Raw genomic sequence first — 22609 nt, 5'->3', positions numbered from 1 at the left:
AGCAAAAGCGCTTACTGAAAAAAGTAGCCTGTCTGCGGCGAGCTGGCGGCTGCCATTTTGCGCATCGGCATACGGCCCGCCAAAAACGCCTCACGCCCAGCCCAGATAGCGTGCTTCATGGCTTGTGCCATCAAGACTGGGTTTTGCGCATTGGCAATGGCAGAGTTCATCAAGACCCCATCGCAGCCAAGCTCCATGGCAATCGCTGCATCCGAAGCGGTGCCGACGCCTGCATCGACCAAGACGGGTACGTTGGCGTTTTCGATGATTAGGCTGAGGGTATGGCGATTGAGCAGGCCAAGTCCAGAGCCAATCAAGCTACCGAGCGGCATAATCGCCACGCAGCCCATACTCTCAAGCTCTTGGGCGACGATAGGATCATCAGATGTATATACCATCACCTCAAACCCATCGTCTATCAAGACTTTGGCCGCTTTTAACGTTTCCATGACGTTAGGGTAGAGGGTTTTTTCATCGCCCAACACCTCAAGCTTGACCAGATTGTGCCCGCCGAGCAGCTCGCGAGCAAGCTTACAGGTACGAACCGCCGTTTCGGCATCAAAACAACCAGCAGTATTTGGCAAAATAGTATATTTGTCTGGAGAGATGACGTCGAGCAAATTGGGCTCATCGTTATTTTGCCCAATATTGGTACGGCGAATGGCGACGGTGACAATCTCTGCCTCCGACGCGCCGATGGCCTCACCTGTCTGCGCCATGTCTTTATATTTCCCCGTCCCGACCAATAACCGAGAAGAAAAGGTACGACTACCGACGTTAAAGGTGTCTGATAGTAGCGGCGTGGGAGTGGGATGGGCGTTTTCTGACATAACTCAAATCCTAATAACGGGCGGAAAGATGGCCTAATAAATAGACATCAAATATGAAAGGGTGTGTCTTAGTGCAAACGTGCACCGCTTATCAGACAAGTCTCAAACTGATAATAGCGCACTATCGACAAAATAAAAATCCTCTGTGTACTTGGCGCGTTAGATGGCGCAATTGACACCAAGCGATAGGGGCGCGCGTCTTGCAGATAAACTAATACGCATCTGACACAAAATGCTATTATACCAAACTCATGCAGGTTTACAGTCAGTCTTTTTGGACTAAGGCGGTGCGGCGCTGAGCCGCGCTATCGCGCTATGCTATATAGTCAAGAGAGCTATGCCATTTTAGAGAGAGTCGATTTACCCATACCTCTGCTGTCATCATCTGCTGCTCATACCGCAGTTATTCTTAGTTATCAGGTCGTTTTTATGATGCAATTGCCTTATAGTTTTGCCAAACGCCATCAGGTTTTGGTCATCCTTGCGATAGACCCTGAGCTGCCGGCGACGCTGGTACTGACCAAGGCCACACCGCTATCGGCGATTAATGAAGCGGTGCGGTTTTTACACCAGCAAGGTGTACGCGGTGTGCCAACCTATGACAGTGTCAGCGCCGATGAGTTTGAAAAACGCCTAAACGCCGCTTATGCAGGCAATACGGGCGAGTCACAGCACATTGCTGCAGGACTTGAAGACCATCCGGATCTCGATAGCTTGGCAGATAGCGTGCCTGAGACAGAAGACCTGATGGATCAGCAAGACGATGCCCCCATCATCCGCCTGATTAACGCGCTACTGTCCGAGGCCATCCGTCTCAATGCGTCTGATATTCATATCGAAACCTTTGAAAAACGCTTGGTCGTGCGTTTTCGCGTCGATGGCGAGCTAAAAGAAATCATTAGCCCAAAACGTCAGTTAGCGCCGCTCTTGGTCTCGCGTATTAAGGTGATGGCCAAACTCGATATAGCCGAAAAACGCGTACCACAGGATGGCCGTATCAGCTTGCGTCTAGCAGGGCGTGAGGTCGATGTGCGGGTGTCGACGCTGCCCTCTAGTTTTGGCGAGCGGGTGGTGATGCGACTGCTCGATAAGCAAGCAGGCCGCTTAAACATGACCTATCTGGGTTTGTCTGACAGCGACTATAGTGAGCTTAAGCGCCTTATCCATCGCCCGCACGGTATCATCTTGGTGACTGGGCCGACAGGGTCTGGTAAGACCACTACTTTATACTCGGCATTGACTGACCTAAATGATCAGACTCGCAATATCTTGACCGCTGAGGACCCGATAGAATTTCAGCTCGATGGCATCGGCCAGACGCAGGTGAATAATAAAGTCGATATGACCTTTGCCAAGAGTCTGCGCGCGATGTTACGACAAGATCCAGACGTGGTGATGGTCGGTGAGATTCGCGATTTAGAAACCGCAGAAATTGCTGTACAGGCATCGCTTACCGGACATTTGGTATTATCGACGCTACATACCAACACCGCTATAGGGGCTGTCACCCGCTTACAAGACATGGGGGTTGAGCCATTTTTATTATCGTCATCACTGATAGGGGTCGTCGCCCAGCGTTTGGTGCGCACCTTGTGCCCGCACTGTCATGGCTGGCAAGCTGCAGATAGTGAGCAGGCCAAGCTATTTACCGAGATTGATCTGACATCGGGGCCATCAGGCGCACAAGCGACAGACACCTTTATCAAACTCCCCAAACCCGTCGGCTGCGACAAATGTAACCAGACAGGCTTTAAAGGTCGTACTGCCATATATGAGGTGGTGCCCATCGATGATACGCTGCGCCGTATGATTCATAGCAACACCGCTGAGTATGAGCTAGAAGCCTACGCTCGCCAAAAAACATCGTCGATTCGCGCTGATGGACTGCACAAAGTGATAGCAGGTCGGACGACGTTAGAGGAAGTGCTGCGCGTGACCAAAGAAAGCGCGCTAAATGATGAACCGCTTTTAAATTGATAGGCGGTTTATAAGGATGCCTAGCATATAAACGGCAAAAAAATAACTGACTATCAAAGCCAGTTATTTGGTCGTGCTCTATTGGTAATGACTGGTATGCAGTGGCACATTGATAGTGAATACCGCAATAGTGAACACCGCGATTATTTGACAGCGATACATTCAACCTCGACGCTTGCGCCCGCCGCCAGCTCTGAGACGCCAAAGGCTGAGCGCACCGGATAAGGCTTGGCCATCGTGGCTTTGTAGACGTCATTAAAGTCAGCAAAGTCATCCATGTCGGTCAGCATCGCCATGCATTTGACCACATCTGACTTTTGGTAGCCATACTTTAGGAGCGTGGCGTGAATGTTGTCTAGCGCTTGCTTGGTTTCGGCTTTGACGCCGCCTTTGACCAGCTTGCCGTCTTTAAAGCCGATCTGGCCTGACATATATAGTGTATCGCCGACCCGCACCGCTTCAGAAAAAGGATAGCTGCCACCTTCTCCCAAAAATACAGGGCTGGATTTGCTAAGTGTGGCATGTTGGCTGGCATTTGCTGGAGCGGCCGTGGCTGTCATGCTAAGCCCCAACGCGCAGGCGCTGGCTAGTAGTACCTTAGATAAAGGGGCTGTCAATGTATGGATAAGTTTGGACATCATTGTCTCCTTGTTGTTGGTTTTTTGATTTGATCACGCAATCTATGTGCTTTTGGCCATATCTGTAGTGGCGGCAGACAAGTCTTGTGCAGAGGGTGTATCGTTTAGTTGTGAAGCGGGTTGAGCGTCATTGGTCTGGTCGTCAAGCGCACCTGCCAATGCTGCGTCATCACCTGCTGCTGTTTGCGCATTCGCTTTGCCTTGACGTCTGGCTTCTAGCTCTGACTTGGGTATCCAAGCCCATCTCATCTCGACCACGATAGGGTCGCGCTCGCTATCAGACTCGCGATCATGAATGACGCAAGGGATGACCATCTCGCCTTTTGGGGTATTGAGGATGGTCAAGCGCTGCTCATCCGACAAGGTGGCGATAGCGGCGATCTGACCTTTTTTGATGGGGCGATAAAAATCTACCGAGTAAGATTTAATCAGCAGGATACGGTCAGAGGGCAGGTTCAGACCCAAAATAAACCCCGTGGCTGTTTCGGCCAGTAGGGTGATGGCAACGGCGTGGATAGAGCCGATATGGTTTTGCACGGCTTTGGTGTTGTTTAAGCTGACCGCCACTTGGTTTGGCTCAACCGTCTCATAGTAGACGCCCGTGGTGCCGACATAGGGCACTACTTTACCAAAAGCCTTGGATAAAATACTGGAGCGGGCGCTGGCCGGTAAGTATTTGGTCACTGACAATAGCTTGGTAAATTGGTTACTGACGGGCTTGAGCGTGCTGTTTGGTGGTTCGACTGGCGATCTTGTGCTGTCAGCTACTTTGGCTGGCAATTTATTGGTCAGCTTGGTAGGGAGTTTTTTTAATAATCCTGACATACAAAAATCCTTTATATAGTATATAGATAGGTTAAAGGTGACATTGCGTATGATGAAACCTCATCAATAACGACGAAGCGCCTATTAGCTGCCAAGTCGTCACCACTACTATGGTACATTAACCGCGTTCTGCCTACTATTATTAGCATGAACTGCTGCGCTTACAAAATGATAGTAAGGTAACGAGCAGACCGCCCTAACGTCGCCATTTTCCTTGTTATAATCAGCCCGCCTATTGCTTGTTTCATGTTTATACACTTTTGCTCTGCTGGATAATGTTATGTCTGATGTCTTGCTCACTCAACCAAGCCGCTCTCACCAACCAGTCAATATCATCTACACGGGCGTCGCTGGTACCGGTAAGACTTATCGATTGCTACAAATCGCCCAGCAATACACCGACGATCTGCCCACCGCAGATGATGAGGCGCTATTGGCCCAGCTGTTACAGAAATTGAGCTGGCGCGAGGTGCTGTGCTTGATATTTTTGCAGATGCGCAAGTCGCAGCAGGACTTACTAAAAGTACCAGAGATTGTCGCCCATCCTTTTTTTGTGGTAAAGGCGGCCAAAAATGCCCGCGACAAAAACTTAAGCAGCACCGCTTGGTTGGCGCTGCGTCGCCACAGTCCTGCTGACTCGCGGACGGTCAGCTGTGATAACCGCGCTAGTCAAGCGTATTTTGATAAGGATGAGAGCGGTGCGTGGTATTTGCTGCCTGATAGCATCGACTTGCTAGAGGGTTTATCACAGCAGCTAGCCGAATTTGAGCAAGCGCAGCACGACAATAGCGCGCGCCAGCAAGCCTTTAGCCAGCAGCGCTTTAGTATGGTGAGCTTTCACCAAGCCTACGGCTATGAAGAGTTTGTCGAAGGGATTCGCCCCGTTATGACATCTGCCAATACTGCCACCAATGCCGAAGGCCGACAGATGCAGTATGGCATTCAAGATGGCGCGTTTTTGTTGTTGTGTCAGCGCGCCGCTCGCGACCCCAAACAGCGCTATGCTATGCTGATCGATGAGATCAACCGTGCCAACGTATCACGGGTCTTTGGTGAGCTGCTAAGCTTAATTGAGCCAGATAAACGCACTGGCATGGCCAATGCGATGACGGTAAAGCTGGCGTATTCTGGCCGTACTTTTAGTATTCCGGCCAATGTCGATATTTATGCCACCATGAACACGCAAGATCATTCTTTAGCCCCGCTAGATATGGCGCTGCGTCGGCGCTTCCGATTTGTCGATTGTCCGCCACAGCCTGAGCTGCTACCAAGTATCGAGACAGGCCACAGCGCAGACCGCGCTGAGTCTGCTGCCACGATAGCGCTCGGCAAACTACTCAGCGGCCTCAATCAGCGCATCACGCAAACGCTTGGCAGCGAAGCGCAGTTGGGCCATGCGTTTTTATGGGCGATAGAGAGTCTGGAGCACTTACAACGCGCACTGGCCGAGCAAATCATTCCACAATTAGCGCAAGCTGCAGGTGGGCAAGTGGCGGTGCTACAATATATCTTTCAAGATGACGAGCAGCCGCTAGCGATGCAGTTTATACAAGACAGCCAAGCGCTGCTGGCAGGTAGCCGGCCTACACAGACGGCGACTCAAAACGACAGCGCTGCTGGCTATTTGGGCCATGATTCGTTTTTTGGTCAGCCGCACTCGGCTCTAGGGGCAGGGCGCTATAGGATAAATGCAGATCTTATAGCAGGTGCAGGCGCGTTTGCGCAGGCGGCTATCTATCAGCGGTTATACTGATGACTGTGCTCCATAACGATAGCAACCTTCATACCGCTGGTAATCCTGAGCTGCGGCGGCCAGCTGCTTCTCAGACAGGCATTATGACAGTGTTTGAGCATCAGCGGCTGACCGCGCGCGACTTTGCGTACGTGACTGATTTTGAGTGGCTACTGGCGCAAGAGTTTGCGGTATTTGGCATCAAGCGCAAGCGGGGCCAGTGGCAGCTTCAGGTTGGTCACTATATCGGTATTATGCACCTGCCAAGTAGCATGGTGCTTGAGATATTACCCAAACGGATGGCAGCGACAAATACACCGCCTCAGCGTCAGTCGCCATCAGAGCAGAAAAGCGCTATCAGCCGCACTCGGCTTTGGGTGCAGGGGATGCTGGCAGATTTGATCGCCAGCAACGACTCATCACCGCAGACACTGCCAAATAGCAAACACCTTGGGCAGTTTGGTCGCCACGCTGCACCCTTACCGATCAACGCTTTGCCATTGTCAGATTGGCTCATTCAGCAGTTTTTGCAAGGACTGACGCAGCACTCACCCACCAAGCACTATCAAACACAAATCGATAACCAAACCTCATTGCAAGGTCGCCTCGTGATAAAAGAGCAACTGCAGCGCAACCTGCTGCAGCCTCATAAGTTCGTGTGTGAGCGCAGTGTGCTCAGCCAAGAGATGCTAGCCAATCGGCTGATCAAAAGTGCTTTAGAGCAACTTGGCCCATTACTACAGACCTCCGTGCGTTTTCGTCGCATCGGCGCTCAGTTGTCGACGACATGGCAGCGGGTCTCGGCGCTACATGCTCATGAGCTGACGCAGTTGGCGACGGTCTATCAGCAAGCCAAACGCCAGCTTGCTATGCAACCACTGCGCGTGGCCGCCGTGCAAGGTGCGCAGCAGCTATTAGAGATGGCGTATTGGCTACTGCGCCAGTCGAGTGTCGCTGGGGCAAATGGTATCGCGCCACCTGTAACAACACAGCGGCCATCATCACTACGTTTGTGCCTGCTGCTAGATATGAACCAAGCCTTTGAGCAGTGGGCCAGCTTACGTATTGCCGCCCTGTTTCGGCGCGTCAGTACGAGATATCAGCCGCTGTTTCAGGCGCAGCGGGTTTGGTTAAATGACGAGGAGGGGCGAGCTTGTTTGTCTATCCGCCCTGATTTGTTGATCTATCAAACGCCGCCTGACAATGATAATGACAATGACAACTCAATTCATACGCATCACAAGGCAAAGACGGTCACTAACACGGCACGCTGCTATAGTCATGTAATCGATATCAAATGGAAAGCGCTAGCAAATGCTGCTGCTATCAGCCCCAGCGATGCTTATCAATTGGCCAGCTATGCGCAGGCTTATCAAGCGCCGCAGGCTTGGCTGGTGTATCCTGTACAAGATGACACGCGGCAACCGACGAGGCTTCGCCAGCTGCCTATCACAGAAGCGCTCGCCAGCAAGGTGCCAGATCATGCCACGCTATGGCTAATACCCTTTAACGTCAACACAGGCACGATAAATAAGGGCAGTGACTTGTTTCCTTGAGAAAATATAGTATAATGCCCCTGTCGATGAGTAGGTATTATCGATATTAACGGATATTAAGGCGTTGATTGTGGCCTTTTTTATAAAAACATGCGTTTTTGCGGTAATTTAATAATTCTTTTAAATTTATCAAAAATAGGTGTTGACACAATCGGCTTTACCCCTTAATATGTGCACCTCGATAGCGATGAACATTAACAAGTTAGCGGCCTTGCCAACGACAAGTTACTTGACAAAACTATCGTAAAAATAGAAATATCGGAGTGTGGCGCAGTTTGGTAGCGCATCTGGTTTGGGACCAGAGGGTCGTAGGTTCGAATCCTATCACTCCGACCATCTATTTATTTAAGAGCCTTACAGGCTTTTTTTTATGTATAATGATTGAGTTTATACTACAATAGTATTGTAATCTTAATCAGATATATAAAAAGCCCTTAAGAGCGCCTGTAGCTCAGTTGGATAGAGCACCTGCCTTCTAAGTAGGTGGTCGCAGGTTCGAATCCTGCCAGGCGCGCCATTTAGCCTGCACATCTTGCCTTCCTTGGCCATATTATGGCGGTTGTAGCTCAGTTGGTAGAGCCCCGGGTTGTGATCTCGGTTGTCGTGGGTTCGAGTCCCATCAGTCGCCCCAATTTTTCTTTTCCTCTCTTTATCTGTCAGCATCCGCTTTGGCTCTATTGCTGCACCTTTTTTCTGTTTCTTTATCAGACTTCCCTGTCGTCACTCTTTATATTTATCTTTTGATGCTCATAAATAATGACACTGGTTTTGGCCGGCGTTTTTTTGTGCCTGCGTGTTTATACCGCGATCTGATGCTTGGCGCTCACATTTGTCATTCTATCGTTTGATTTAGGTGCCATTTGCCAAACACATAAGTGCGGGCAGTACTGGCGCGCCTCGAGTTTGGTCTATGTGTCTAACGTATGTATATTTTTAACCAGAGTCCACGAGCGGATATTTGACTTGTGTCATCTCTATGAGATAGTTTATTTTGCTAGGTTTGGACACTGCTCATAATCACTGAGGAACGACAGATGGACGCTCTAAGCGTATTGCTACAAAATGTGCATTTGTTTGAAACCAAATACTATCGGCTAAATTGCGTCGGTAATTGGTCTTATTCATTGACGAGAAAAGACACTATTTTATTTTACTTGGTGATGTCTGGCAGTTTTTGTATCGATGTTGGCAATGATCGACGAGAGGTACATGCAGGCGATATTATCATGATTCCCAATACCCATCAGCACACAAGCTATGCGCTAGCGTATGATGGTGATGCCGCCCAGCCGCTAGATGAGATGCTCAATAGCTGCAAAGCGCAGACGCTAGATGTCAAAGGTGACGGCGAGTCTCATTCGTCTCTGATTTTGATTGAGTGTAAGTATGACAAAGAGATGATACGGCCTTTATTGTCTGTCCTGCCATCGATTTTGCCCGAAATCAATGAAGAGTCCGATGGCAGGTTTGAGGTCATTGATGTGGAGATTAAGCTGCTGACCTTGGAAGCTGAGCGCGAGCGTATGGGTAAGACTGCAGTCATCAATCACTGGGCGAGTATCATGATGATTGAGTGTTTGCGCGTCTATATCGAAAGCCTGCCTGAAGCCACTGAGAATTGGCTAAAGGCCATGAAAGATCCGTTTTTGACCAAAGCCTTGGCCGCCATGCATGAAGCTCCAAGCAAAAGCTGGACGATACATAAGCTGGCAGAGGTCGCGGGGATGTCGCGCTCAAGCTTTGCGCAGCGCTTTAAAGACATAGTCGGTATGCCGCCGCTAACGTATCTGATTGATTATCGCTTGCGTTTGGCAGCGCGCTACTTGCGGTTGCAACAAAACAGCATCAGCCGTATCAGTGAGCTGGTCGGCTATGCGTCGGATTCGACCTTTAGCCAAGCATTCAAGCGCGTTTACGGCGTCTCGCCCAAAGCCTATCGCCAGCAGTATCACGGTTAGCGCATGACGTGATTCCGCGTTTATCTGGCTAGGTATTTTGTTTAGTCTAGGTATTTTAAGCCGCGTGCGGCGGTGGGTATTTTGCTGATGGACGGCTGACAATACGTCGATGTTCAGGTACTATGGAACATTGAGTCATCTGGACGCCAGCGCTTGTGACAAGCGTGCTATATTTCCTTATAAAGCAGGCATATAGTCAGATCTAGGTGATGTTTCATTTTGCTGCAGATGGTATGTTATGACTGAACCAACCGCAAAGCCAAACGCCCAAGCCGGTAGCCAATCCGCTATCGAAGCCAATGGCAACAAACCAAGTAATGCGCCTCAAGGCACTGTCAGTGATGCGCAATATTCCATGACAGACACTCAGGAGGATGACAGCGCTGTGGTCTTTGATAAGGCGGCACTGTTGGCCTTGTTTACGGTTGATAGCGCTGTGGACACGGCGCATACAGTCACACCACAGGTGCAAACTGATGCTTCTACCGATAAGGACAGCGTTGCCGTCCAGCGTCTGGCCTTGTACCGTGCTCAGCATGAGCGTACACGGCTCTTGTATATGGCTCCTGCCAATACCCGTCCGACTTATTTGGTACAAACGCTCAAATCACAGTTTGTAGAATACCAGCAATATTTACTGGCGCAGCAGCTTGATAAACGCGGGCTGATGGATACCAATGGGCTTGAGCGCCTTTGGCAGCAGCTACATGTGGTCGACGACATCATCGCTGATATCGTCCGCCACATGCCCGCGCAGCAGCCAGCAGGGTGGCAGCTGACCACTCAAGATGGCCGTAATCCGTTGTGCTATGCCACGATCGGTAAGCTCAAAAACACCAAGCCTATCTTTGATCAAGGCAGCCTCAATAGCTATGTGCTTGGGCACTTTGGGGTGAGTAGTTTTACTTACGATAGAGGCTATTATATCGGCCATGTAGTCGGCTATTTATTTAGTTGTTATTTTTGCGCGCATCTGTCCATTAGCTATAGCGTCACGGCGCTTGCGCCCGAGGTGGTGGCGGATTATGAATACGCCAGTTTAGAGACACCGCATATGGTGCGGCTGCTACAAGGGCTAGACGGCTATTGCAAAAAACGCATTTATCAATTGGCCGTCATCTGTGCACGGCTGAGCGTGTTTGCCAGTGACAAACGCATCGAGAGAATGCTGATCGCTGAGGTCAATGACTTTGATAAAAAGCTTCAACAGCAGCATTTAGATGTCTTGCTCCTCCAAGGGCTGATGCCGGATAGCAACGACTCCACACCGCTGTTTTAGGCGACAAAGCCATACCCTAAGGTTTTGAGCGCTATTTTATCACTCACTCTATTTGATCTTCTTAGGATATCTGCTGCTATGCCAGCCTATCATTTTAAAGCGCTTGATGAGCGCGGCAGTATGCAAAAAGGCCTGCTCGAGGGCGATTCGGCGCGGCAGATACGCCAGCAGCTGCGTGATAAGCAGTGGACGCCCGTGGAAGTCAGTGCCGTTAATGACAGACAAGCTAAGCATAAAAACCGCTATAAAAAGCCCTCCGCTTATGAGCTGGCGCTCTTAACCCGTCAGCTGTCTGTCTTGCTGGCAGCAGGTATTCCATTAGAAGAAACCCTAGCCGCCGTCGCCAAACAATCACCAAAGACGCATATCAAATCTCTCATGCTTGCCGTGCGCTCGCATGTGTTAGAAGGCTTGAGTCTTGCGCGCGCACTACAGCAAGCAGCCAGCTTTCCGCCGCTATATATCGCCACCATTGCCGCAGGCGAGAAATCTGGTCATTTGGATTTGATCCTCAACCAATTGGCAGATTACACCGAAAACCGTTTTGCTTTACAAAAGAAAATCCAAGGAGCAATGGTCTATCCGATTGTGCTGATGGTGATGGCGGTCGGAGTAATCATGGGCTTGATGAGTTTTGTGGTGCCAAAAATCGTCAAGGTCTTTGAGCAATCAGAGCAAGCGCTACCGCTGATTACCCAAATCGTACTCACACTGTCCAATTTTATCACTCAGTGGTGGTGGCTGATGCTGTTGGTATTGGCTGCGCTGGCATTTTTGTGTTATCGCTTTGCCCAAACGCAAGCGGGCAAGCTGGCCATTGACAGTCTGGTACTCAAGCTACCGATATTGGCGCGCTTGTCTAAGGGACTCAATGCCGCGCGCTTTGCCAGTACTTTGGCGATATTGGTGCGCTCAGGGGTGCCGCTGATTGAAGCCCTACATATCGGTGCGGCGGTGACGACCAACTTACATATCAAACAAACCATTGTGAGTGCAGCCGATCGAGTCACAGAAGGCGCCAGCCTCTCTACGCAGTTAGAAAAATCCTCCTATTTTCCGCCGATGATGGTGCAGATGATCAAAAGCGGCGAAAACTCAGGCGAGCTGGAAAACATGCTCAGTCGAGCGGCCAATATGCAAGAGGCCGAAGCCACCAACTTTATCAGTACGTTACTGTCATTACTTGAGCCGTTGATGCTGGTATTGATGGGCGTGGTGGTGATGATTATCGTCATGGCAGTGATGCTACCGATTGTCAATATGAATGATTTGGCCGGTTAAACGCTATGTAATTTAAGGTGAATCGACGATATAGACTTGTTTTAAGCGGACTGTATGGGCGATTAGGTAACAGTGAGCCGTGGGTCTATCTTGCTTAAACGCCCGCCAGCTTGCTCAAGCTTTACTTACTGTTGTACATTATTGACTGCGAGTAAGATAAACTTCTGCCAACCCCCATAGTAAGCTATAGTAACCAGCGTCAGTTTCTCTACAGCCTGCCCGATGGTTTAGAAAACCAAAAAAGATACAAAGCCAAAAAAGATAAATTCATAAGACAAGTCATCTGGCGGCGCTGGATAAAAATAAAATCATGGTCTATAGTGACCATGGTGCCTATATCGATAGATAACGGCAAATAAATCAAATCAGGTAATCATGCGCCAAGGAGCGCCAAGTAGCGCCAAGCATTAAACGCCATTTAAGCACCCTGATAACTGACACAACTGCGATGATAAAAGTGATGATAATGACTGACAAAACCCAAGCCGCCCCCCGAGCACAGATGATGATGGACAATACAGGTAGCAGCCCGATAAATACCACTCATGCGAAGCGGAGTGGCCAGTCCGGCTTTACCTTGATCGAGATTATGGTGGTGATTGTCATTTTGGCCATCCTAGCAGGCCTTGTGGTACCCAAAGTGGTGGGGCAAAGCGATAGAGCCCGTATCAAAACCACTGAAACCGCGCTGGCCACTGTCTCAAACGCGCTTGATATGTATAAAGTAGACAACTCGCGTTATCCCACCACCGCGCAAGGATTAGAGGCACTGACCACACCGCCTGCTGATGCCAAAAACTATCCTGAAGGTGGCTATATCAAAGGCGGCTATCCGACAGATGGCTGGGAAAATGAGCTTCAATATGTGTCGCCAGGTAGTGAAGGTCGTCCTTATGACTTATTTTCACTAGGGGCGGATGGGCAGCAAGGCGGTGAAGGGCAAGATGCGGATATTTACGCGCAGCTATAGTCCATAATAGCAAGGCAAGCAATGTATCTCGGCGTAGAATAAGAATAAAGGCAGTCCAAAATGACGTCAATATGCCGATATTACCCATGCTACTGCTATAAATTTACCTGCGGACTGTTCTCCTAGAGGCTACGAAAAACTCATTCCAGTAGCACTGTACCAGTTCTAGAAAGAAGCAGGCTCAAGCTTTGCAGTTTTTTATAATGATCAGATATCAACCAATAACAGCTTATTGGTTGATATTTTTTATTAGTGACAGAAATTATGATTTTTGTTAACCACTCTTTGTTGAATGCGTTTTGCTATAGACTGTTTCGGTATATGTATTAATATTATAATTATTTTTAATGTATGTTGCGCGGCATAAGCGGCTTGCTGCCTTGAGCATGATTTAATCTGCATTATCAAGTTTGACATCAGTTATTAAGAGGTATCATTTATGGGTATATCGACATCTACGACAAAATACGAGTCAGCGTGTATGCGTACGGCGGCCATCATTCTTGCTAGTAGCTCACTGATAGCAGGGGGAACCATAAGCGCTCAGGCAGCCAGCCTTAGCGGTTTGTTTAACAGCAGCAATAACGGGTCGTCAAAGTTTTTATCAGTTGAGCAAGCGTTTAGCGTGGATAGCAGCAGCAAGGCCACCAAAAAAGGCACGCAGCTGTCGATTACGTTTGATATCACCCCTGAGCATTACGTTTATAAAAACCAGCTGAAACTGCGCTTCCCTAAAGGCATCAATGCCACGCCATTTACCTTTAACCAAAAGCCTGTGACCATTGATGATCCGACCTTTGGCAAGGTGCCTGTATTTACCCAAAAAAGTGTCACCGCTACCACTACCTTAACCACTGCCAATGGCAAGGGCGCAAAAAATGTTCCTGTGGTTATTCATTGGCAGGGCTGTGCTAAGGCAGGACTATGCTATCCACCAGAAAAGATGGCGACCAAAGTTGATATCGCAGTGCCACGCTAAGCCGTTGCTGACATTTTGATTAGATTCTGAGTAATAAATAGGTAGCCTTTCATGCCCGCACATATAGCAACACCGCCGCCGACCACGACTACCCGTGAAACCATCGCTCCTAAACAAGCCAAGCATGCGCCCTATTACAGTGTAAAAAACCGCCCCTATCTATCGGCACTTGTGCTAAGTGCCAGCGCTCTGCTAGCAGGGCTAAGCGCGCCGATGCCCGCGCACGCAGCAGGATTGGGCGATTTGTTTGGTGGTAGCAGTGACAGTCGTGCACAAAAAAAGTTTTTATCCGTTGATGAAGCTTTTGATGTCAGCAGTAGCAGCAGCCCTGCCAAAGCTGGCACGCGCTTGTCGATCCATTTTGATATCACCCCTGAGCACTATGTTTATCAAAATCAGCTCAAGCTGACACTGCCTGATGGGGTAAAGGCCGCGCCGTTTATCTTTAATCAGCAGCCCGTTTCTATCGACGATCCGACCTTTGGCCGCGTGCCAGTGTTTGATCAGGCCAATGTAGTGGCGAGCACCACGCTGAGTACGACAGATGGCAAGCCTCTAGACAATGCTGCGATTACGATTGGCTGGCAGGGCTGCGCCAAAGCAGGATTATGCTATCCACCAGAGAAGATAAAAACCACAGTCAGTATCGCCGCTGCACCCTCCCAGAGCCGCGCTAATAATGCATCAGCGACTGGCCAAGACGCGACAGCTAAAAGCACTGCGGCCAATGCTGATGCTCATACCGTAGATACTGACGCTGGAGATGAGGCGACCATCAGTGAGCCGCTAACCACATCATCGGCTGCTGCGTCGCCAGAGAGTGCCAGCGGCCTTGCTGGTGAGCGGATGGATGATGAAGTCGTCGACTATGATTTGATAGACGATGTGTCATTGGAAGGTGAGATTGCCGGTGCAGCTGTGCCCATAGCAGACACCCAGCAGTCTTCTGATCGAGCCTCAAGTAGTAGTGAGACTGCCGCTATCGGCGCGATGGATAGAGACCCTTTTGGCCTAGCGTCTCATCCATGGTTGGCATTGGCTTTGCTGTTTTTAGCAGGTTTGGGCTTGGCATTGACGCCTTGCGTCCTGCCCATGCTACCCATTGTGGCCAATATCGTCGCCCGTGAAGACAATCCCACGGTCAAACGTGGTGTGCTTTTGACAAGCAGCTACGCCATTGGGGTGGCCACCGCTTATGGGATTTTAGGTGCGGTTATTGCGGTGTTTGGTGAGTCTTTGGGCATCATCGGTTGGCTACAAAACCCGATTATCTTAATCAGCTTTGCCATTGTGTTTGTACTTTTGGCGTTATATATGCTGGGTGTTTTTAGTATTCGTTTGCCCAATGCCATCAGTAGTAAGATGCAGCGCTTGAGTCAAGCAGGAGATAGCAAGCTTGGTAGTGCGGGCGGCAGCCTAATCGCTGGTTTTTTATCTGCGCTGGTGGTGTCACCCTGTGTCTCAGCGCCGTTATTTGGCGCGCTGCTGGCGGTGTCTACCATTGGCAGTCCGCTGCTTGGGTTTGTCGCTTTATTTATGCTGGGTTTCGGTCTGTCCGCGCCGCTGATCCTAATCGGTGCTACTCAAGGCAAAATCATGCCAAAAGCTGGCGCGTGGATGAACTGGGTCAAGCAAGGTTTTGCGTTGCTGCTTTTTGCTGTGGCGCTGCTGCTGATTGAGCGCGTCTTTATCTCGCCTGTCATGCTGGTCGTATGGGCACTTTGGTTTATGGTGCTGGCGACATGGGCATGGAGCTGGCTTGGTAAAGGTCGTATCTTAACCCAAGCACTGGGCTTAATCGCTGGGATTTGGGCGGCTTGTCTGATGGTGGGTGCCGCTTTGGGTAACGATGACAGTCTGCATCCGCTGGCCTCTTTAAGCGCCGCGCCTATGATGATGACATCTGCAAACGGTGTATCAGGTGCGAGCAAGAGCGCCAATGACGCGCACATCACCACCCTTGCTGAGCTAGATGCTATTTTGGCTGACAATCCGAAAGTCATTGTCGATCTGACAGCAGAGTGGTGTGTTGAGTGCCGTATTATGGACAAAAACTTATTTCACAATCGTCCTGCTCAGATGCAAGACTGGCTGCTGGTCAGACTCGATATCACAGAGACGACAGAGAACTCAAAAGCCATCTTAGCGCGTTATCAACTATTTGGACCGCCAGCATTGCTCTATTATCAAGACGGGCAGTTGGTCAATCAGCAGGTAGGGGAAATCGGGCGTTCGGCATTTGAGCAGACTTTAGAGGCGCTCAATCGCTAATCACCTACATGGATGAATAATAGCTAAAAGGGTGAATGTCTCACCTTCAAACACCCGCCTGACATAACAGCTAATGCCGTATATTTTGCCAATCAAAAGCCAAGCGCCTACTATGTTAGGAGCTTGGCTTTTTTGGTAAGGTGTCTTGGGATTGGCAGGGTGACCGACTAACTATTTGCTTTTATAGGTATTAAATGTCTTTGTCTGTTTATCTCGTTTGTTTATACAGGCATGGTGCTTGATATAATGGTAACCTCTATTGTCTCTCGCTAGTCAAAGTAAGCTCATACGGAGATTTGTCTTTTTGTGTTTGTTATTATCTGTATTTGCAGCAAGGATAACGCTAGTATAGTGTCTATATTTTCATTACAATAAAGCAACAATGCTGAAGGGGCTAGGCGAATTGTCAGCACAGCCCTCGATGTCCATTAATGAATGGTTTTTATATTAGCGCTGATGCTAATGGTATATTCATTATCTAAAATACTCTACTGACCTTATTATTGGTCAGATAAAGGACACCTATGTTTGCCCATATCATTACTCAACGTCAATTACCGCCAGCCTGTGCCACAAGCCAGCCATCTGATGGCTTATCACTCAACTGTCGTCAAAATAGCCATCGCCATCTATGTGTTGCAATCGCGGCGGCTTTGAGCTTGACGGCCTTACAAGCTCACGCTGCGATGGACGAGCAAACTTATCGGGAGCTGCCAGCTCCAGACGCAGCGTTTGAGTATGAGGATTATGAGGTGCCGCACAGCGAGGCCGATACTGAGCAACCAGCGAGTGCAGAGGCAGGTAAGCAAAACCGTAAAGTGGTCAGTAAAGAGTTTATCGCCAAACAAGCAAAACTGTTTGCTGAATGTACCGAGGTACAGCTGGCGACCGCGCGTTTGGCTTGTTTTGATAAAGTGGCAGAGCAAGGCAAAACGCCGAGCTATACCACCACCAAACAGCCTGTGGACTTAGCCAAAACCTTTCAAAGCACACTGTCAGGCAACCCGCAAGTGGTGTTTGTAGAAGAAAGCTCTACCATCACAACCGATAGCAGCAGCGCCGTCGCTGCCGAGCTGCCCCAACAAGCTGCGTCCTCGCCTGAGACGCAGAGTCTAGACACGGTGGGGTTGACCCAACGAGAAGCCAAAGTGCTCGAAAGTGTCGGTGTCAAGCAAACGGACATCGAAAAGTACACCCCGCTGAGCCTATCTTATGATTTGGATAAAAACAGTGAGCGCGGTACTTGGACCGTCAGACCTTATCGTCCAACCTACTTACTGCCGCTGTTTTATACCTTTGACCCTAACTTGGGGCCAAGCAGCCCTTCACAAGACACCGAGCCTTTTACGTCCAATGACGTCCGTGAGACGGAGCTGAAGTTTCAGCTGTCGTTAAAGACCAAAGTGGCAGAGGACTTGTTTGATAGTAGCGCTGATTTATGGTTTGGCTATACCCAAGAGTCGCATTGGCAGGTATATAACGAGGACAACTCTCGGCCATTTCGCGCCACCGACTATCAGCCTGAGATATTTTTGACCCAGCCTGTGACCGCTGATTTACCCTTTGGCGGCCGTCTACGTATGCTAGGTGCAGGTGCCATTCACCACTCTAATGGCCAAGATGATCCGTTATCGCGTTCGTGGAACCGCGCGTATCTGATGGCAGGGGCTGAGTGGGGTAAGTTGTCGGTCGTACCGCGGCTCTGGGCGCGCGTCAATAACGAAAGCAGCAGCAGCGAAGACAACCCTGATATCGAAGACTACATGGGCTATGGTGATATCAAATTCCTATACGATCTGCCAGATCAGCAAAGCCTAAGCGGCACGTTGCGCTATAACCCCAGCACCAACAAAGGCGCGGCGCAGATCGATTACATTTATCCACTGACCGAAAACGTCAATGGCTATGTACAGCTGTTCCAAGGCTATGGCGAGTCTATCATCGACTATAACCACGAAAACACCTCTATCGGCTTTGGTATCGTCTTAAATGATTGGAAGGGGTTTTAAGGCCTTATCGACGTCGACGGTCTTTGACTGCTAAGGAGTACAAGCAATGCGCCGACTGGCTCCTTATCAAACTGGACTATGGCTGGCAGAGTATGTAGATATACGCTGCCAGCTATGCCGCGTATATCGCAGCACCGCACCATCCCAGCTACTGTCTTCTCATCTATCCCCAGCCGCTCCTCCGATTGCTGATTCAATGCTTACTGATATTTACCGTGGTAAGGTTGCTCGGTATATCCATCGTCACTTGAGTCGCGGTCTGCTCTGTGCTCATTGCCATCATGGTATTACATGGCTGCCCAAACCATTTAGAGTCGATATCGCAGCTGGCAGCGTCTTGGGCATTCAGGCGTCTACTTTTTATGACTATCCTATTCGGCAAGCCATTCGCGCTTTCAAGCATGACGAAGACATGAGCAAACTGCCACTGCTGCTCCATGCGATTCGTCAACTACCACGGCCACATGGCTGCCATCACGATAATGCTGTCATCGTCGCGATGCCAACCACCCCTCAACGTCTGGTAAAACGTGGCTTTGATCCGGTCAGTATCTTAGCCGCGCAGCTGTCTAAGCATTGGCAGATACCGCTATGGCAAGGTGTCCGGCGTATCGATCACACCGTCAGCCAGCAAGGCCTGACACGCGCTGAGCGCCTCAGTAATCTCAATAATGCTTTTATGCTGACCGAAACCCCGCCAGTTAAACGTTTACTGCTGTTCGATGATGTCGCAACCACAGGCGCGAGCCTACAAGCGCTGGGCCGCGCTTTGTATAAGCCTGCTACCAATACCGCCTCTGCGTCCTCATTGCCGACCAACCGCTACCACCTATCTGCCTATGCACTCGCTCATGGGAGTCAGTATCGTTAGTCATTTATAAAGTATTGACGGTACTTCTATAATGACTAATATGTTGCTAAGATGTTGCCTAACCGATATATTATTAAATCAATATATATAAATTTGTTAGCTGATATTAATCGAAAGCTAGAATTGGTTTTTAAGTACCTGATTTAAAATATATTTTTATGTAGCTGGCATGTGGTTTTATGGAACAAAAATTGCATGTCTTATAGTGAAGAATAAAAGAAAGTGACCTCTCCCTACTGATTGGTAGTTAAATGTTTTAGCAGGTAAGAGTTACGAGGTATTTTAGATTGACTACTGGCAAATGGATCGTTATGAGACAGACGGTAGACGTTATAAATAGGAATGTGATGTGAGAGCCTCTAAGAATAGCCTGTCGCCTACAATACAAATGAGAAGCTCAGGGTTTACCTTGATTGAACTGATGGTCACGATCGCTGTGCTCGCTATTATTGTCGGTATCGCGGCGCCTAGCATTAGTACGCAGTTGGCCAATCAGCGCGTAAAGGCAACGGCGAATACGTTGGCTAATGCGTTAAAGGAGGCGAAGGTTGAGAGCGTGATCCGAAGACAAGAGGTCGCGATGACATATCGCAGCAGCAGTACGCCAAACGCTATCATTGCACAAGATGCTGATGACGTGGTTTTATTTACTTATCCAGTTCACCAAAAAAGCTCTGTCACTATCAATCCGAGTACTGCAGGGACAGTCACTTTTCGGCCAAATAAGATAATTACCAGTGACAAAGATGTTGTATATACAGTTTGTGATAGTGGATCGAGCAATGAAACTCCAAAACAAGTACGTATCAACAAAGTGGCCAATATTAGTATTATAAACTCTGGAAGCTGCTGATGAATATTGCATCCAAACAAACAGGCGTGGGACTGATCGAAGTTATGGTAGCGTTATTGCTACTGAGCATAGCAATACTTGGCTATAGTGCTTTGCAAGCGCAAGCTATCAAGGCTACTGATGAATCGATGGAACGCTCTCAATCATTAGTAATGATGCGAAATGTAGCAGAAAAAATTCATGCGAATCCCTCTGCCATAGTGACTTATGCAACTGGGTTAAATTCACCATATGCTTCATCTAATGCGCCTAACAAGAAATGCGGCTTAGACGGAACGTCAGTTAATCAGCTTTGTAGTCCAACAGAGTTAGCCGAGGCAGAGAGCTACACGCTCAAGGCAGAATTACAAAACTATGAGTTTCAAATACAAATGCACCCTTGCCCTAATACTGGTGGTACAGGTGCTGATGCTGCCGATAATATTATGTATTCATATTGTCTAATATCTGCATGGGGAGAAACTACGCCTACTATCGGTACAGATGACGAAACTGACTGTTTGACTGAAAGAGTAATCGGAGATGACGATAAGTTAGAAGTCGCAGGTGGTAGTTATCATTCTAAAGCTACTTGTATGATGATGGAGATATGATATGAATTTAAATCATCACGGATCACTCTCATCAAAAATTATGAAGAGCAGGCTACTCTACAGTCATATACAAGTACTCCAAAAAGAAAGCGGTTTTACTTTGGTCGAACTAATGATCGCTTTAGTACTTGGACTTTTGGTCTCAGCAGCTGCATTACAGATATTTTATACCAGTTCGATCAATAGTCGACGACAAGAAGCGAGCTCACAACTTCAAGACAACGCTATTTTTGGTTTTTCTCAAATTCAACAGCATCTAAGGCGTACCAACTATGGTGCAAAACCGTCCAATGCTCATGATGAGTTCTTTATGAATCATTTGACACCGCAAGGAGGCGTAGTGTTGACAGCGCCGGATGGTAGCTTGTCTGCCCCAGGAAAATGGTTAAGTGGCAATTTATCGGGTTTGGTGTTGTATGGTGATCCCATATCAACAGACTTACTATCTAAAAGTGCATGGACGGGAAGTAGCAGTAACCTAAGCGTGGGTAATAGCGATCAATTAACTATTCAGTATCAAGCAGGTAGAGATGATTTGTTTGATTGTCAAGGTAACGCTATTCCAGAAGGGTTCTATGTGATCGAGCGTTACTTTGTGCGTCTAGATGAGACGGTTACCCCAAACACATTAGGATTAGCATGCGCTTCGGCCATTTATAATTACGATGAAGATATTGCTGGAAGTAGTACTGGTCTTGATATTGCAAGCTACGTCGACTCTGACGGTGATACTAAAGATAACAATCTATCTGGTAACGGCACAATAATCATACCCAATGTCGACTACTTTAGAGTGCTATTAGGCATATCAGACAGTATAGGATTTGCCACCTATCCTGACGAAGCAAATATCGCTTATATGCCAATTCCAGCGCCTAGCAGTTTGGATTCAGATCAGCGTATTGTAAGCTTACAGATAGGCATATTATCACGATCGGATAATCCAACAGCGACTCAGCAGTCTAATAGCGAATTGAGCTTTGATATACTCGATATAGCAGATGCAACCCTCAACACAGACACTATCGCAGGCCCTACTTATCTACGTAGTGTCTATGAGAGTACGATACTATTACGCAATGCCAGAGGTGGATTATGAGAAAGCGACCTTCTATAAGCTATCCTAGCTCATCTTTAGGTGCTCATAATCAGTCAGGCGCAGTACTTATTGTAGTGTTGTTTGTACTTATATTAATTATGATAGTGGGCACGATTGCAGTGAGACAAAGCACTACAGATCTAAAAGTAGCGACTGCAGATCAAGTAAACAAAATATTGTTTCAGGCAAACGATGCCGCTTTAATGAAAGTAGAGAAAGAGGATAGAATCTTAAGTGAGCGTCGGGGTAATGTTGATACGCTCAAGGGTTACATGTCAGCGACACAAAGAGAGGGACATGAAGTAAGCTTTTGCGTACGACCTCGTAGTACTAGGCTATTTAGTATTTTAGAGATTAGTGAGCTCAATAAAAACGGTGGATTATTGAACAGCAGAAACAACGGTTACTGTGATCCTACCAACGATGACGATTATGTTAGTGAAGGCAGAGTAATGACGCAGATGACCTTTGTCAGACCTGTTATTACCGATGACGAAGGCATCCTTGATAGAGAAGTTGTGGGAACCTATTCTAATAATTTTGACAAACCAGAAAATGGCAGTAATACGACGATAGAGTGTACGACCTTTGTCGGTTATGTCACCTCAGTCATACCAGCACTGTCTCAAGAACCGATGTCTGCTATCGCAAGTTGTCTTAAGAAACCGCGTACAGGTACTGATACAGTAGATAGCTGCTTGACCGCACTTGGTGTGCCGTTTCAGACGCAGCAGCAAATCTATCTAAATCAGCCTGTCGGTGTCGAGTGTATTTCTGGCAGCTAACGAAAATAGTGATTCGTTTCTCACAACCTCAAACACACATGGGTAACTATTATGAAAGTCTTACAAAGAATTAAAAATGATAAAGCACATGCTACTGTTAGAG

18 protein-coding genes and 3 tRNA genes are annotated in these 22609 nt (G+C 48.3%); 18 read left to right on the top strand and 3 right to left on the bottom strand.

Translation table 11 applies throughout. From position 1 onward, the window contains the following. Positions 1 to 11: 11 nt before the first annotated feature. The gene (locus JMX98_RS02135; protein WP_105244705.1) at positions 12 to 830 is read right to left on the bottom strand and encodes a thiazole synthase; all 819 of its coding nucleotides are present in this window, start codon (positions 828 to 830) and stop codon (positions 12 to 14) included. 429 nt (positions 831 to 1259) lie between these two features. Here JMX98_RS02135 and gspE point away from each other — a divergent pair, with 429 nt between their 5' ends. Then, complete coding sequence (gene gspE, locus JMX98_RS02130) at positions 1260 to 2807, top strand: type II secretion system ATPase GspE (RefSeq protein ID WP_201584248.1); 1548 nt, start codon at positions 1260 to 1262, stop codon at positions 2805 to 2807. Positions 2808 to 2950: 143 nt separating this feature from the next. Here the strand turns inward: gspE and JMX98_RS02125 are convergent, their stop codons facing one another. Both JMX98_RS02125 and JMX98_RS02120 read right to left on the bottom strand, forming a co-directional pair. Further along, complete coding sequence (locus tag JMX98_RS02125; RefSeq protein ID WP_201584245.1) at positions 2951 to 3445, bottom strand: RidA family protein; 495 nt, start codon at positions 3443 to 3445, stop codon at positions 2951 to 2953. 42 nt (positions 3446 to 3487) lie between these two features. Beyond that, positions 3488 to 4270: a DUF4442 domain-containing protein gene (locus JMX98_RS02120; protein WP_201584243.1), complete on the bottom strand. Its 783-nt coding sequence runs from the start codon at positions 4268 to 4270 to the stop codon at positions 3488 to 3490. A 280-nt stretch (positions 4271 to 4550) separates the two neighbouring features. Between JMX98_RS02120 and JMX98_RS02115 the strand changes: the two genes are divergently transcribed. The 17 genes from JMX98_RS02115 (at position 4551) to JMX98_RS02035 (ending at position 22506) form a co-directional block, all read left to right on the top strand. After that, a complete protein-coding gene (locus tag JMX98_RS02115) occupies positions 4551 to 6023 on the top strand; it encodes an McrB family protein (protein WP_201584240.1) in 1473 nt (490 codons plus the stop codon). Continuing rightward, positions 6023 to 7558 (top strand): McrC family protein, encoded by a 1536-nt coding sequence (locus JMX98_RS02110; RefSeq protein WP_201584238.1) that lies wholly within the window; start codon positions 6023 to 6025, stop codon positions 7556 to 7558. Before JMX98_RS02115 ends, JMX98_RS02110 begins: the two co-directional genes overlap by 1 nt. A 259-nt stretch (positions 7559 to 7817) precedes the next feature. Beyond that, positions 7818 to 7894: transfer RNA gene (locus JMX98_RS02105), tRNA-Pro, on the top strand. A 104-nt stretch (positions 7895 to 7998) separates the two neighbouring features. Next, a tRNA-Arg gene (locus JMX98_RS02100) sits at positions 7999 to 8075 on the top strand. Positions 8076 to 8113: 38 nt separating this feature from the next. Then, positions 8114 to 8189: transfer RNA gene (locus JMX98_RS02095), tRNA-His, on the top strand. 403 nt (positions 8190 to 8592) lie between these two features. Continuing rightward, positions 8593 to 9516, top strand: coding sequence for an AraC family transcriptional regulator (locus JMX98_RS02090; protein WP_201584236.1), 924 nt, complete (start codon positions 8593 to 8595; stop codon positions 9514 to 9516). A 238-nt stretch (positions 9517 to 9754) separates the two neighbouring features. Next, positions 9755 to 10795, top strand: a complete 1041-nt coding sequence (locus JMX98_RS02085) for a hypothetical protein (protein ID WP_201584234.1) — start codon at positions 9755 to 9757, stop codon at positions 10793 to 10795. Between the two features lie 78 nt (positions 10796 to 10873). Beyond that, on the top strand, positions 10874 to 12076 hold the full coding sequence (gspF, locus tag JMX98_RS02080) for a type II secretion system inner membrane protein GspF (RefSeq protein WP_192994451.1): 1203 nt from the start codon (positions 10874 to 10876) through the stop codon (positions 12074 to 12076). Positions 12077 to 12584: 508 nt separating this feature from the next. Then, the gene (gene gspG / locus JMX98_RS02075; protein WP_201584539.1) at positions 12585 to 13046 is read left to right on the top strand and encodes a type II secretion system major pseudopilin GspG; all 462 of its coding nucleotides are present in this window, start codon (positions 12585 to 12587) and stop codon (positions 13044 to 13046) included. 439 nt (positions 13047 to 13485) lie between these two features. Next, a complete protein-coding gene (locus tag JMX98_RS02070) occupies positions 13486 to 14025 on the top strand; it encodes a protein-disulfide reductase DsbD domain-containing protein (protein ID WP_201584231.1) in 540 nt (179 codons plus the stop codon). Between the two features lie 51 nt (positions 14026 to 14076). Beyond that, positions 14077 to 16296 carry a protein-disulfide reductase DsbD gene (dsbD, locus tag JMX98_RS02065; protein WP_201584229.1) on the top strand — a complete coding sequence of 740 codons (2220 nt, stop codon included), beginning with the start codon at positions 14077 to 14079 and terminating at the stop codon, positions 16294 to 16296. Between the two features lie 524 nt (positions 16297 to 16820). After that, positions 16821 to 18305, top strand: coding sequence for a phospholipase A (locus JMX98_RS02060; protein ID WP_201584227.1), 1485 nt, complete (start codon positions 16821 to 16823; stop codon positions 18303 to 18305). 46 nt (positions 18306 to 18351) lie between these two features. Beyond that, the gene (locus JMX98_RS02055) at positions 18352 to 19176 is read left to right on the top strand and encodes a ComF family protein (RefSeq protein WP_227679967.1); all 825 of its coding nucleotides are present in this window, start codon (positions 18352 to 18354) and stop codon (positions 19174 to 19176) included. 388 nt (positions 19177 to 19564) lie between these two features. Continuing rightward, a complete protein-coding gene (locus JMX98_RS02050; protein WP_201584535.1) occupies positions 19565 to 20029 on the top strand; it encodes a GspH/FimT family pseudopilin in 465 nt (154 codons plus the stop codon). Further along, positions 20029 to 20622, top strand: a complete 594-nt coding sequence (gene pilV, locus JMX98_RS02045) for a type IV pilus modification protein PilV (protein ID WP_201584225.1) — start codon at positions 20029 to 20031, stop codon at positions 20620 to 20622. Before JMX98_RS02050 ends, pilV begins: the two co-directional genes overlap by 1 nt. Before the next feature lies 1 nt (position 20623). Next, positions 20624 to 21721, top strand: a complete 1098-nt coding sequence (locus JMX98_RS02040; RefSeq protein ID WP_413786501.1) for a PilW family protein — start codon at positions 20624 to 20626, stop codon at positions 21719 to 21721. Continuing rightward, positions 21718 to 22506, top strand: coding sequence for a PilX N-terminal domain-containing pilus assembly protein (locus JMX98_RS02035; protein WP_413786500.1), 789 nt, complete (start codon positions 21718 to 21720; stop codon positions 22504 to 22506). Before JMX98_RS02040 ends, JMX98_RS02035 begins: the two co-directional genes overlap by 4 nt. Positions 22507 to 22609 lie beyond the last annotated feature (103 nt).

Source organism: Psychrobacter sp. HII-4 (assembly GCF_904846595.1).
Lineage (GTDB): Bacteria > Pseudomonadota > Gammaproteobacteria > Pseudomonadales > Moraxellaceae > Psychrobacter > Psychrobacter celer.
This window is presented reverse-complemented; position numbering and strand designations above follow the sequence as displayed.

Excerpts from the sequence above, each read along its gene's own strand:
- JMX98_RS02085 (WP_201584234.1), top strand. The coding sequence starts at position 9,755 with ATGACTGAACCAACCGCAAAGCCAAACGCCCAAGCCGGTAGCCAATCC.
- JMX98_RS02090 (WP_201584236.1), top strand. The coding sequence starts at position 8,593 with ATGGACGCTCTAAGCGTATTGCTACAAAATGTGCATTTGTTTGAAACC.
- JMX98_RS02125 (WP_201584245.1), bottom strand. The coding sequence starts at position 3,445 with ATGTCCAAACTTATCCATACATTGACAGCCCCTTTATCTAAGGTACTA.
- gspG (WP_201584539.1), top strand. The coding sequence starts at position 12,585 with ATGGACAATACAGGTAGCAGCCCGATAAATACCACTCATGCGAAGCGG.
- JMX98_RS02050 (WP_201584535.1), top strand. The coding sequence starts at position 19,565 with ATGAGAAGCTCAGGGTTTACCTTGATTGAACTGATGGTCACGATCGCT.
- JMX98_RS02040 (WP_413786501.1), top strand. The coding sequence starts at position 20,624 with ATGAATTTAAATCATCACGGATCACTCTCATCAAAAATTATGAAGAGC.
- JMX98_RS02115 (WP_201584240.1), top strand. The coding sequence starts at position 4,551 with ATGTCTGATGTCTTGCTCACTCAACCAAGCCGCTCTCACCAACCAGTC.
- JMX98_RS02060 (WP_201584227.1), top strand. The coding sequence starts at position 16,821 with ATGTTTGCCCATATCATTACTCAACGTCAATTACCGCCAGCCTGTGCC.
- JMX98_RS02110 (WP_201584238.1), top strand. The coding sequence starts at position 6,023 with ATGACTGTGCTCCATAACGATAGCAACCTTCATACCGCTGGTAATCCT.
- gspF (WP_192994451.1), top strand. The coding sequence starts at position 10,874 with ATGCCAGCCTATCATTTTAAAGCGCTTGATGAGCGCGGCAGTATGCAA.
- dsbD (WP_201584229.1), top strand. The coding sequence starts at position 14,077 with ATGCCCGCACATATAGCAACACCGCCGCCGACCACGACTACCCGTGAA.
- pilV (WP_201584225.1), top strand. The coding sequence starts at position 20,029 with ATGAATATTGCATCCAAACAAACAGGCGTGGGACTGATCGAAGTTATG.
- gspE (WP_201584248.1), top strand. The coding sequence starts at position 1,260 with ATGATGCAATTGCCTTATAGTTTTGCCAAACGCCATCAGGTTTTGGTC.
- JMX98_RS02120 (WP_201584243.1), bottom strand. The coding sequence starts at position 4,270 with ATGTCAGGATTATTAAAAAAACTCCCTACCAAGCTGACCAATAAATTG.
- JMX98_RS02135 (WP_105244705.1), bottom strand. The coding sequence starts at position 830 with ATGTCAGAAAACGCCCATCCCACTCCCACGCCGCTACTATCAGACACC.
- JMX98_RS02070 (WP_201584231.1), top strand. The coding sequence starts at position 13,486 with ATGGGTATATCGACATCTACGACAAAATACGAGTCAGCGTGTATGCGT.
- JMX98_RS02055 (WP_227679967.1), top strand. The coding sequence starts at position 18,352 with ATGCGCCGACTGGCTCCTTATCAAACTGGACTATGGCTGGCAGAGTAT.
- JMX98_RS02035 (WP_413786500.1), top strand. The coding sequence starts at position 21,718 with ATGAGAAAGCGACCTTCTATAAGCTATCCTAGCTCATCTTTAGGTGCT.